The organism is Citrobacter sp. CK206, from assembly GCF_030333125.1.
Lineage (GTDB): Bacteria > Pseudomonadota > Gammaproteobacteria > Enterobacterales > Enterobacteriaceae > Citrobacter_B > Citrobacter_B koseri.
Genome location: NZ_JAOWGM010000030.1, coordinates 779,961 through 792,180 on the forward strand (window position 1 = coordinate 779,961; position 12,220 = coordinate 792,180).

Below are 12,220 nucleotides of genomic sequence, written 5' to 3' on the forward strand. Positions count from 1 at the left end.
TCATTATGCGCCGTACCTCAACAACATCGCTGCAATTTATTACCGTTTTGTATGCCTCTGGTCGTCGTCATACACCCCCTTCGGGCGATCGTGCTCCTGCATATTTTGTCGATCTGAATCTTGATAAAATCGTCGATCGCATTGTTCAGGGACGGGAAGAGTACGGCATCAGCGCTTTCTTTTATTCACCACTTGAATGTCTGGAGGATATCCTCTATCGACAGGAAATTATTCAGGATGTGACAATACACGCGCTCTATAAGGCGCTAATGGCATATTCCGCAGAGATGAAGAATATCAGGGAGATTTCAGAAGAAAAAACAAACCGGTTTTACTTCTATCAACAGCGGCGCTGGGAGCTTGAGTGCATTTTGTTGTATTGCCAGGCCGTTACGGCGCTGTATGAGCGTATAGCGCCGCTGTCTTTGTCTTCCGACGGTATGATTAATTTCAGGCATTATCTTCGTCAGTATATCGAGAGTGAAAATTTTACCGGGTTATATTCAACCGCCACTATGATAAGAAAAAGTCTGGAGGCGGTTCAGTACGTCCTGAAAATTAAAGGCGACACCATTATTGTTGAACAGTATCACCACGAGAAAAACTATAGCGATGAGATCCTCGATGTGTTCTCAAAGTTTAAGCAGCATGATGTGAATGTCGAGGTGGAGAGTAGACATCACAGCTTCGGGATGAACCATATTGAAGCACAAGTTCTGGATTGTGTTGCCAGACTATTTCCCACCGAGTTTCATCAACTTGATGTGTTTATAGATGCCAACAAACGCTACAGAGATAACACGCTGGATCTTTTTGAACGTGAAGTGCAGTTTTATCTGGCTGTTGTGGAATACATTGAAAAATTTCGGCAGAAAGGGCTGCCATTTTGTATCCCGGAGGTACAACGAGATGAAAAGGCTATTTCGGCTGTTGCGGCTTTCGATCTCGCGCTTGCAGAGGTCATCCTTGAGAAAAAGGAGAAGGTTGTCTGCAATGATTTCAGCTTCCAGGAGCATGAACGTATTTTCGTCATATCGGGCCCCAACCAGGGCGGGAAAACCACCTTTGCCCGCATGATAGGGCAACTGCATTTTCTTGCCTTGCTGGGCATTTATGTCCCTGCCAGGCAGGCAAAGCTCTTTCTGACAGACACTATTTTTACGCATTTTGAGAAAAGCGAAAATATTTATAACCTTCGGGGAAAACTGTATGACGACCTGGTGAGAATAAAAGCGATCCTTGATGCTGCCACATCACACAGTTTGATTATCATGAATGAGATTTTTACGTCAACCACATCGCGGGACGCCATTTATCTGGGAACACGGGTAATCAAGAAAATAGTCATGCTCGATGCGCTTTGTGTCTGCGTAACGTTTATCGACGAGCTTACGGCATTAGATCCGTCCATCGTCAGCTTAATGAGTACGGTTGAGCATAATAATGCGGCATTAAGAACCTATAAAATCACCAGGAAACCGGCCGATGGTATCGCATGGTCAACGACGCTGGTGATAAAGCATGGGCTGACATATGAGCAGATAAAAAAGAGGTTAAACGGATGAACGCGTATCTGATGTATAAAGATAACGATTTTATCGTTGACGATAATATTCCAGAGAACATCAAATTTGCCATGAAAGATCTGGAGCTGGCGGTGTTGTTTCATGCGTTGTCTGATGGGGATGATTTTCTTTATTCCGTCGTCAGGAAGGCATGTTCTGTGCTGCTATCAGGCATTCCTGACATTGAGTACAGGCAGGCTATTCTGCGGGATTGCCTGTATAACGAGGACGTTATCAGAACATTCTATAATGTGGTGGTTGAATGTCTGCAAATGGAAAAGGAGAAACTTCACTACGGCGTTTTTGGTCATTATCCTTCCGCTGTGCTGCATCAGTCTCTCTCGTTTACCCAATTCCTGATGACCTATTTACAGAAAATAAAAATTATCGCACAAGAAAACATCCATCACGTTGAATCTCCGGGGATGGTCCGTCTTTTCTCGATGCTTGTTCAGGAGTTAAATGATGATTATATGAGCACTATTGAAAGACATCTGAAGCAGATGACTTTCAAAAAAGGCGTATTAATCAGCGCGCGATTAGGGCAGGGTAATCAGGGCAAGGACTATGTACTCAGGCGGCCCAATCCCCCGCAAAAAGGATGGTTCCGGCGTCTTTGGACAAAAAGGCCAGCGCATTACACCGTACAGCTAGCCGCGCGTGATGAAAATGGCTTCAGGGCATTAAGCGACTTAAAGGATGAAGGGCTCGTATTGATCGCCAACGCAATGGCGCAATCCACCGAGCATTTGCTTAATTTTCTAAAGTCACTGCGCACTGAATTAGGATTTTATATTTCATGCCTTAATCTTGCGCGGGCCTTAAACAAACGCAATATTCCACTGTGCTTTCCTGTCCCGATATATCAAAGAGAACGCCATCATGTGTTTGAGGCACTCTTTGATCCCTGCCTTGCACTGACATCGGATCGGGAAATCGTTAGCAACACATTAAGAACGGATAATAAAAATACTTTTATCATCACTGGCGCAAACCAGGGAGGGAAATCCACGTTTTTACGCAGTATCGGGCTGGCGCAGATAATGATGCAGACGGGGATGTTCGTTTCTGCTGAATGTTATAGCGCAGATCTTTGTCGGCAGATATTCACGCATTACAAATGTGAAGAAGACAGCCATATGGTCAGCGGAAAGCTGGATGAAGAGCTCCGACGAATGAGTGACATTGTTGATGCTCTACAACGTGATGACCTGGTGCTGTTTAACGAATCGTTCTCTGCGACAAACAGTCGGGAAGGGGCCGAAATCATCAGAGGCGTGGTAACCGCACTGGCAGAAAGCAACGTGAAGCTCTTTTTTGTTACACATACTGCGGAATTTGCATGTTCGTTTTATCAGGAGGATCGCCAGGACACGGTATACTTGTGCGCCGAACGACGCGACGATGGAGAAAGGACATACAAAATAGCAGAAGGCGTGCCTCTGGATATCAGTTATGGCGAAGATTTGTACCGGGATGTTTTTGATGCCTCTCCCGTATACCGGAATACGGGAGAGGTTTCAGAGCGTTAACCTTTTCTGAAGGCAGATTTACCGGCAAAAACAGCGGCATCGCCAAGTTCATCTTCAATACGCATTAGCTGATTGTATTTTTCGATGCGTTCTCCACGGCTTGGCGCTCCCGTTTTGAGGTGTCCGGCGCGTAAGCCTACCGTCATATCAGCAATGAAACTGTCTATTGTTTCTCCGCTACGGTGTGAGATAAAGCTGCCCCAGTGATGATCATGACACAATTGAACCGCTTCAATTGTCTCGCTTAACGTACCAATCTGGTTCAATTTGATCAGTGCGGCATTCGCCAGATTTTCATCAATTCCTCGCTGGATATATTTTACGTTAGTCACAAAAAGATCGTCACCCACCAGTTCAATCTTATTGCCAAGCGTATCACTCAGAATTCGCCAGCCAGCCCAGTCATCTTCAGCCAGGCCATCTTCAATCAGAACAATGGGGAATTCGTTGACCAGCCGCTCATAATAGCGCGTCATCTCTTCCGCACTGAATTGCGCATTTTCGCTGCGCAGGGTGTATTTTCCATCTGAATAAAATTCGCTGGATGCAGGGTCCATGCAAATAACAATATCCTCGCCGGGTTTATAACCGGCTTTTTCGATCGCTTCGACAATCAATTCCAGCGGTTGCCGGTTTGACGAGACGGCTGGCGCGAATCCACCTTCATCGCCCACACCAGTAGACAAACCTTTCTCCAGTAAGACCTGACGTAAATTCTGATACACCTCGCTACCCCAGCGAATGGCTTCCCGAACAGAGCTTGCGCCCCAGGGGGCAATCATGAACTCCTGAAAATCGGCGCCTTGCCAGCGAGCGTGAACGCCGCCATTGATGATATTCATACAAGGAACCGGGAGGAGGTTAGCGCCAACGCCGCCGAGGTAACGATACAGCGGAATGTTTGATAGCTGCGCGGCCAGACGCGCCACGGCAAGCGATACCCCGAGAATAGCATTGGCCCCAAGACGACTTTTATTTTCCGTACCATCAAGAGTTATCAGGCGGTTATCGATATCTTTCTGGCGGCGGACATCATATCCCCGCAGCGCATTATCGATCTCAGTATTGATACTCTGAACCGCGCCCAATACACCTTTGCCGCCAAAACGCGACTTATCTCCATCACGGCGCTCAATGGCTTCGCGCGAACCGGTACTGGCACCGGAAGGGACTGACGCGCGCGCAACACCGCCGCCGATGGCGGAGACTTCGACCTCAACGGTCGGATTACCTCGGGAGTCCAGAATTTCTCTTGCGATCACACGTTCAATTTCATAGCTCATAGAAATGACCTTATTTTATGGAGTGGATATATGTTTAATCAGCACATCAACCGAGAGATGATTGATGAACTCAAAAGAGAACGAGGAAAAAACCCCAAACAGGCGATTCTTATGACCCAGCATGACCAGGTCGATATCCTCATGTTGGATAACCGCTTCAACGTCTTTGAAACGTTGAATGCTGATAATTGATTTCACTTGCACATGAATACTGCTGGATTCCGCCAGGCGACTGAGCATCGCTTTGGCCTCGATCACTTCATGTGATTGCCGATCCCGGGTTAAAGCATCACTCGTGTAATCCAGCTCCCGGTAATCAGAACTGATATGCCCGAGGGTGATCTGAGTCCCCATTTCTTTTGCCAGACGTTCAGCATGGTGCAGCAACAGCACACCATCGATTTCATTCTGGACCAGTAATAATGCGTGTTTGTACATATGCATACGCCACCTCTCAAGTAATGAGAAACGTTCAGCATCGCAAATGAACAATGTGTTGCAGACGGGCCGATGGACATAACAAGAGCCAGTGAGCGCTACGTTGTTGCTGATGTTGTGATAGTCAAAGGCATGGATAACATCTTTCTTTTCAAAAAGATGAGATTCAGGAAGTAATGAAGTGGTTGTTTTACTATTCATAGCGATACCCGACATACATGCCTAAGAAAAACAGCAACAGTTGTATATCAGGCGTCATCATCCGATTCGAGCGAACCGGCGGTTGGGAAAGGTGGAACACCATCACCTTGTGAACTAAGCGTATAGCAGGTTCAGGCGGAAATCAATGAGAAGTAAATCTGTTGCGCATGGATCGCGAAGAAGGAGAGGGTAGTCAACGAAATCTGCGGCGTAAATAACGCAATAAAAATTATAACTTAGTACGATTTTGACTTTAACAATTCCATAAGTCGTTTAATTATAGACAGTTACTGTATCTACAAGTCTTCGAGTGTGCTTATGAAAGAGATCTGTTCCGCAGATTCGTCAACATTTAAACATGTGCGTTTTGTTCTCACAGACATGGATGAAACGCTGACTTACAAGGGGCGCCTTGCGGCTGAAACCTATCTGGCGCTGGAACGGTTGCAGAACGCGGGAGTAAAGGTGATACCGGTCACAGCCGCGCCCGCAGGCTGGTGCGACCAGATGGCACGGATGTGGCCAGTTGATGGCGTCATTGGTGAAAATGGCGGTGTGTTTTTCAGAAGGCGAAATGACGGTCATGGCATTGAGCGTTTCTTCTGGCACGGCACAGAAAAATATCCTGACGTCGCTGAGCGCCTGACGCAAATTGGGGAACAGATAAAAAGGGAAATTCCTGCCGCTCATTTTGCCGACGATCAACCTTTCAGGATGACGTCCATTGCCTTTGCTAAACCGCCAGAAACCCATCAGTGTTCATTAATACTTAACGCATTGACGCAAGCAGGCGCTACAACCACCGTAAACAATCTCTGGATTCTTGGCTGGTCTGGAGAATATAACAAGTTATCTATGGCCCGACGAGTGCTCAGGGATTTTTACGATCTCGACATTGATGCCGAACGTTCTGCCGTATTGTATAGCGGCGACTCGACGAATGATGCGCCGATGTTTTCATTCTTTGAACATACGGTTGGAGTGAGCACGGTATCAGATTACCTTGATCAAATCCCGAAACCTCCGCAGTGGATTACCCGTGGCCCGGGAGGTGCTGGTTTTGTGGAAATTGCAGATGCGGTTATTGCCGCCAGGTAATGAGAAACGCAGGTCCGGTCACTGTGGCCGGATGCGTGCGCTACGTGAAATCTGACGCAGGATAACCGCCAACAGTTTGCAGAATTCACACAGGACACGATGGAAGGTATGCATAAAAAGGCGAGGGATGCGTTATGAGTCAAGGGAGTAAGCCTGTATTGGGCGTCATAAATTCAATTTAACATAATATACATTATGCGCACCAAAGGGGATAAAGGGAAAATCTGTGGTTTTGTAGTCATCCTTGTGCTGGCCGCTATAGTCTCTGAATCACTTTCTCCAGCACGACTCTCCGTTGATTCTGGGGCTCTGTTTCACAGCTCCGGCACTTCCCGCGATGTCTAAATACATTTTCCGAATACATGTAACACGCTTTTTTGCTTAGGCGTTGTGAATTCCTCATCCGCCAGATGCTGCATCCCCAGGGATTCATAAAACCGACGCCCGCTGTCGTTACCCTTAAGAACCTGCAACCAGAAAAAATGCTGCTCCTTATGCCTTGCTATCTCGATAGCTTTTTCGAAAAGAATTCGGCCATATCCTTTACCGGTTTCTCCGGGTGCAAAATACAGTTTGTTTAAGAGCGCTCCTGAGTGATTACCACCGCTAACTGGACGGTCCCAGCTTATCTTTGCAAAACCTACTGGCTTATCGCTTTCCGCAATGAGCCAGGTGACTGACGGATCATTTAAACTATTTTCAAGTTGGTCCGGCGCGTACTCACTGTCAATAAATTGTCGAAGCTCTACAGGACAATCCCATAACTCTTTGAAATGATGGTAATAACTTGACTTCCCCAGCGTTTGCAATGTCAGGGTATCGGCAGGTACAGCATAACGTATGGTCAAGTTCATACACTCTCCTGAAACGACTTAAATTTAAGTTAACGCACAACATAATGCTGAATATGATATTTATCACAAAGCGCTCAGAAGTGCTGTAGCAAGATTAAAATATGCTATGGTTAATATATAATGTTTTCATCGGGTACATCCATCAGTTGTTGTTAACATACTAAGGAACCTGTCGCTTACTCACATAAACATACCGATATTACTCGTTTAAATCCTTGTCGTTATTATTTTAAGGAGAAGAGTATGAAAGAGCTTAATATCTTCGGTCAATATGTAGGCAGACATCTTGAGGGTAACCTTGATTTTATTTTACCTGACACGCGCCAGTTGTCAGGCCGTTACTGTCACTTACAACCCCTTGCGACTTACCACTGTGATGATCTTTATCAGGGCTGGCATAGCATAGAAGACCCACGGGACTGGACTTATCTTCCTGATGAACGCCCCGAGACAAGGCAAGCAACCTTTGACTATATCAAACGCATCATCAGTCAGGGCGGAATTTCATATTATGCCATAATAGAAAATAAATCCGCGAAAGCCCGAGGCACCCTCGCCCTTTTTAATATAGACAAGAATAATGGCGTTGCGGAAATCGGATATGTACATCTCACGCCAGCGATAAAACGTACCTTTTTAAGCACGGAAGCAATTTATCTTTTACTGATGTATGTTTTTGATGTGCTTAAATATCGTCGTTGTGAGTGGCAAACAGACACGCTTAATCATGCTGGAATGAATGCTGCTGAAAGAATTGGGTTTCGGAAAGAAGGCATCTTACGTGATAAGCAAATCATAAAATCAAGAAGCGTGGATATCGCAACATATTCAATTATTAGCGCCGAGTGGCCGAAGATATCCAGTGCGATATCTGTCTGGCTAAGAACGGAAAATCTCGACGAACGTGGACATCAGATCCACCCTTTACGGCACTACCTGGCGGAGCCTGAAGTGTAATCTGGAATACGGGGCCGTGACGACGGCCCATGCTTTTATTTATCCCATAAGCATTCAAGTTTTAAACACTCAGCGCCTTTGTATAAGCATTCATCATAAATACGGTAGCCCACATGCTCAGCAACACGAATGGACGGAATGTTATTCTTTGCAATAAGACAAATTGTTTTCGAAGGTGAAAACGAATGGACAAACCACTGATGCGCAGCGACGGCGGCTTCCTTTGCTACACCAGCCCCCTGAGCTGAACGTGAAATAACCCATGATGCCTCGACACAGTTCTCAAAGTTTTCATCAATGCCACGATGAAAATTAGCCAGTCCTGTTTCGCCTAAAAACGTGCCGTCAGACTTTTGAAAAATAGAAAATATACCGTAACCAAAAACAGACCAATGCCCGATGTTTCTCAACAAACGGTTCCATGCCTCTTCTGGCGTAAAGCCTGGGGCATTAACCAGATGAAATATTTTAGGGTCTGAATACATCGGATACCATACATCATAATCTGTGATGGCTTGAGGGCGCAGAATGAATCTTTCCGTGACGATAGCAGACATTATTTTCCACTCATTATGCTTACGTTGCTTCTATTGTAACTGAGTTATCCACTCATTCCGTCCAAAACTTTCTGTGGATAACGCGTTGGCGTTAATCCCGTGTGTTGACGGAAAAACGCAACAAATGCGCTGTCGCTGGCAAATTCCAATAGACAGATAGACACGGTTTTCCAGCCATTGAGATATCTGTTTAGCCTCCGTTGTAACACAGATCCCGCTTTGTCATTATGATCCTGCGTCTGTTCTCCTTTCTGCCATTCATCACTGGTTGAGTGTGGGATCATCTGATAGTGTCGGGAAATGAATGTTTAACGGAAATGACGATGAGCAAAGTCTATACTGGCGGCTGTCTGTGCGGTTTTATCCGTTTTTCGGCAGTAGCGCCGAAAAATCCACATACCTGTTCCTGCTCGATTTGCCAAAAACATACAGGTGCATATTCGGTCAGTTGGGTTGAGTTCGACGCTCAGGATGTGACGTGGACAGGACAAGGAGACAAGCCTGCGGTCTGGCGCTCTTCGGATATCTCCAGTCGGGCATTTTGTTCTCACTGCGGAAGTTCAGTAGGCGCAATTGATGATGCGCCTACCGTTGCGTTGTTAACTGGCGTATTTGACGAGCCTCAGGATGAAGATCTTCATGCGCATTAAGCGCATCGCCCTCACCCTGTCTACCTGTTTCGCCAGCCCTTCCTTTTCTGCCTGACGGGTAAACGCACGGAAGTTTCAGACAGCGATTAATTTCCCCCTCAAAAGTATGTTGTAACTAAATAACATGAAAACAAAACCCGGCCGCAGCCGGGTCAGATGATTAGCACAGCGGTTTTACCGCTTCACGCATCCCTTTCGTCAGGATTGCATCCAGGTCGGTCGTGACCTGTTCGACCAGACCTGCAACGTGCGTCAGATCCTGCTCCCAATGCGCGTCCACGGCCAGCACGGTATGAACCAAATCCTGTGTGCTGATAAGACCGTCGCTATGTTGATGCCACAACTGTTGATAGCGCTCAATCCAGTGCGCATCATCCTGGAGCGGATACGTCTCGCCGCGACGTTCACCACGATAAAATGCGGTCAGCGCCGCAAGCGCAAACGTCAGGCGCGCCGGTAAAACGCCGCTGACCTGCTGCTCTGCCAGTAGCTGCGGTAAAATACGGGTGCGAAACTTAGTCATGCCATTTAACGCAATCGACAACAACTGGTGTTTAATATACGGATTCTGGAAACGCCCTGTCACCGCACTGGCGAACGACATTAGCTCGTCGCGAGGTAAGTCCAGCACCGGAATAATCTCTTCATAGATGGCTTTTTCAACAAAGGCGCAAATGTCGCGGTCATTCATGGCTTCACCAACGGTATCCAGCCCGGCCTGGAACGCAACGGGCACCAGCGCCGTATGCGCACCATTCAGGATCGCGACCTTACGCTCTTTGTACGGCTTGATGTCATCAACAATCAGCACGTTGAGCGGATACTTATCAAGACGCAGCTCAGACGCTACCTTTTTGGGCCCCTGAATCACAAACAGATAAAAATGTTCCGCAGTATCGAGAAAAGCATCGTGATAGCCAAGTTCCGCTTCAAGTTGCGTCACTTCATCACGCGGATATCCGGTCACGATCCGGTCAACCAGCGTGGAGCAAAAGGTGTTCGCCTGATCCAGCCACTGCACAAACGCAGCGGACAAGTTCCACTCCTGAGCGTAACGCAGAACCAGCTCGCGCAACGCCTCGCCATTGTAATCAATCAGTTCACAAGGAATGATGATCCATCCTTTATCAAGCGCGCCGTCAAAACAGGTATAACGTTCAAACAGCAGTCGCGTCAGCTTCGCGGGGTAGCTGACCGCGGGCGCGTCATCAAATGCGTCACCGGCATGGTAGCTAATACCGGCTTCTGTGGTATTAGAGAAAACAAAACGCATGTCCGGGTTATGCGCCAGTTTCAGGAATTCATCGTAATCCTCATAGACGCTGATTTCACGGTTAACAGAACGGATCAAACGCGCGTCGCTAACCGCCTCGCCCTTTTCATTCAAACCACGAATAATCGTGGTATAGAGCCCGTCCTGGGTACTCAATGACGGCGGAAACGTGCTTTCGATAGGGCGAACAATGACCACTCCGGCGTTCAAATCGGTATGTTCATTCAGCAGATCAACTTGCCAGTCAACAAAGGCGCGCAGGAAGTTTCCCTCACCAAACTGAATGATGCGCTCAGGATAGCAGGCACCGGGAAAATCGCGACGGTTTAGAGTTTTCACAATGGGTTCCCTTCTTAATTAGTCATACAACCTGTTTGAATTGGTAGAACAGGTTAGCAAACTTTATGATATTGAAACCCTGTTTTGATCAAGTAGTCACGATTAATCAAAACTGTTTTATGCTTTAACATCTCTCACGACGCGGAGATTTACGGCTGATTCATCTGGATAACCAGCCAGTGGTGAATGACGGCAACAACATACTGCTGCTGTTCTTCACTCAGCGATTCTCCCTGGGGAATGTTGTGCCATTTCGCCAGACAACCACGGCAGCAGGTCGCCGTCGCGTGTTGGGCAATAAATACGGGGTGGCCGCGCATCGGCGTTTGTTTACCATCGTTGCGCGGAAAAGCCGGGGCCAGCCGCTTAGCAATAAACTCAGCGGCATGTTGATCAATAACCTGCGCGCCTTTATCCCAGCAATACTGCCTTTCTTTTGCGCCAAGACGAAACCGCGCGCGAAATGGCGAACGTGACAGGCGAGAAAAAAGTGGATCAAGCGCGTTCATCAGTAAACCGAACGCCCTAATTGTTGGGTGAGTTGTTCGAGTACCGCAATACCCGCCAGGGAGTTGCCCGCCGGGTCCAGTTCAGGGCTCCATACCGCAATCGCCATTTCGTGCGGGACAATCGCCACAATCCCGCCGCCGACGCCTGACTTGGCAGGTAATCCTACTCGCCAGGCAAATTCGCCTGCGTTCTGGTACATTCCACTGGTCGCCATCAGCGCGTTGATTTGTCGGGCCTGCATCGGCGTGACAACCGGTTCATCAAGGTGAAACGCCTGCCCCTGTCTGGCCAGAAAAACAAATGTACGCGCCAGTTCTGCACAGCTCATTTTCAACGCGCAGTAGTGAAAGTAATTTTGCAAAACGGTAGTGACATCATGCTGGAAATTACCAAATGACTTCATCAGCCAGGCAATAGCGGCATTGCGTGCGGAGTGCTCAAATTCAGAACGGGCGACCGTGACGTCATACGCAATATCCGACACACCACTAAGCGCCCGAACCACTTCCAGCATACGCTGGCGCGGCGCGCTCAGTCGCCCTTGTAGCATATCGCAGACCACCAGCGCGCCGGCATTAATGAACGGGTTACGCGGTATCCCTTGCTCCAGTTCCAGTTGCACCAGTGAATTGAATGGCGACCCGGAGGGATCTTTTCCGACACGTTGCCAGATTTCCTCTTCCGGGTAGTGACGCATCGCCACCACCAGACTCAGCACCTTTGAAATGGATTGTATTGAGAAGCGTTCCTGCGCATCGCCAGCCTGATAGTATTGCCCGTCAACGGTGCAAATGGCGATCCCCAGTTTTGACCCATCGACAGAAGCCAGCGCAGGGATGTAATCAGCCACTTTCCCCTGTCCAATCAACGGGCGCACCTGCTGAAGGATGGTCTCTAAAATTGAATTGTCCATGGCCCTGGCCACAATGTGCTCCTTGCTCGCAGGTCTGAAAAGGCCTGCGA

The 12,220-nt window shown here is 47.7% G+C and carries 12 protein-coding genes and 1 riboswitch; of the genes, 5 read left to right on the forward strand and 7 right to left on the reverse strand.

Annotated features, from left to right (window positions below; genetic code table 11):
* The first annotated feature begins 5 nt into the window (after positions 1 to 5).
* Positions 6 to 1,565, forward strand: a complete 1,560-nt coding sequence (locus tag OGX81_RS20855) for a MutS-related protein (RefSeq protein ID WP_104868670.1) — start codon at positions 6 to 8, stop codon at positions 1,563 to 1,565.
* On the forward strand, positions 1,562 to 3,097 hold the full coding sequence (locus OGX81_RS20860; RefSeq protein WP_104868671.1) for a MutS-related protein: 1,536 nt from the start codon (positions 1,562 to 1,564) through the stop codon (positions 3,095 to 3,097). The genes OGX81_RS20855 and OGX81_RS20860 overlap by 4 nt, the downstream gene beginning before the upstream one ends.
* On the opposite strand, the gene eno is transcribed toward OGX81_RS20860, so the two are convergent.
* On the reverse strand, positions 3,094 to 4,380 hold the full coding sequence (gene eno, locus OGX81_RS20865; RefSeq protein ID WP_012132408.1) for a phosphopyruvate hydratase: 1,287 nt from the start codon (positions 4,378 to 4,380) through the stop codon (positions 3,094 to 3,096). The genes OGX81_RS20860 and eno overlap by 4 nt on opposite strands.
* A gap of 15 nt (positions 4,381 to 4,395) precedes the next feature.
* On the reverse strand, positions 4,396 to 4,824 hold the full coding sequence (locus OGX81_RS20870; protein ID WP_012132409.1) for a universal stress protein: 429 nt from the start codon (positions 4,822 to 4,824) through the stop codon (positions 4,396 to 4,398).
* A 236-nt stretch (positions 4,825 to 5,060) separates the two neighbouring features.
* Positions 5,061 to 5,135: riboswitch (Fluoride riboswitch) on the reverse strand.
* A 202-nt stretch (positions 5,136 to 5,337) separates the two neighbouring features.
* Between OGX81_RS20870 and OGX81_RS20875 the strand changes: the two genes are divergently transcribed.
* Complete coding sequence (locus OGX81_RS20875; RefSeq protein ID WP_104868672.1) at positions 5,338 to 6,117, forward strand: HAD-IIB family hydrolase; 780 nt, start codon at positions 5,338 to 5,340, stop codon at positions 6,115 to 6,117.
* A 341-nt stretch (positions 6,118 to 6,458) separates the two neighbouring features.
* On the opposite strand, the gene OGX81_RS20880 is transcribed toward OGX81_RS20875, so the two are convergent.
* A complete protein-coding gene (locus tag OGX81_RS20880) occupies positions 6,459 to 6,971 on the reverse strand; it encodes a GNAT family N-acetyltransferase (protein WP_101744396.1) in 513 nt (170 codons plus the stop codon).
* 243 nt (positions 6,972 to 7,214) lie between these two features.
* Between OGX81_RS20880 and OGX81_RS20885 the strand changes: the two genes are divergently transcribed.
* Complete coding sequence (locus tag OGX81_RS20885) at positions 7,215 to 7,928, forward strand: GNAT family N-acetyltransferase (protein ID WP_012132412.1); 714 nt, start codon at positions 7,215 to 7,217, stop codon at positions 7,926 to 7,928.
* 35 nt (positions 7,929 to 7,963) lie between these two features.
* Here the strand turns inward: OGX81_RS20885 and OGX81_RS20890 are convergent, their stop codons facing one another.
* A complete protein-coding gene (locus OGX81_RS20890) occupies positions 7,964 to 8,485 on the reverse strand; it encodes a GNAT family N-acetyltransferase (RefSeq protein ID WP_058669102.1) in 522 nt (173 codons plus the stop codon).
* Between the two features lie 323 nt (positions 8,486 to 8,808).
* On the opposite strand from OGX81_RS20890, the gene OGX81_RS20895 reads away from it, so the two are divergent.
* A complete protein-coding gene (locus OGX81_RS20895) occupies positions 8,809 to 9,135 on the forward strand; it encodes a GFA family protein (RefSeq protein WP_024130336.1) in 327 nt (108 codons plus the stop codon).
* Between the two features lie 160 nt (positions 9,136 to 9,295).
* Here OGX81_RS20895 and OGX81_RS20900 read toward each other — a convergent pair whose 3' ends face one another.
* From OGX81_RS20900 to glsB, 3 genes are all read right to left on the reverse strand, one after another.
* Positions 9,296 to 10,747: a tagaturonate reductase gene (locus OGX81_RS20900; RefSeq protein WP_286487635.1), complete on the reverse strand. Its 1,452-nt coding sequence runs from the start codon at positions 10,745 to 10,747 to the stop codon at positions 9,296 to 9,298.
* 149 nt (positions 10,748 to 10,896) lie between these two features.
* Positions 10,897 to 11,256, reverse strand: a complete 360-nt coding sequence (locus OGX81_RS20905; protein WP_049010515.1) for a DUF4186 domain-containing protein — start codon at positions 11,254 to 11,256, stop codon at positions 10,897 to 10,899.
* Positions 11,256 to 12,182, reverse strand: coding sequence for a glutaminase B (gene glsB / locus OGX81_RS20910; RefSeq protein WP_104868674.1), 927 nt, complete (start codon positions 12,180 to 12,182; stop codon positions 11,256 to 11,258). Before glsB ends, OGX81_RS20905 begins: the two co-directional genes overlap by 1 nt.
* Positions 12,183 to 12,220: the final 38 nt, after the last annotated feature.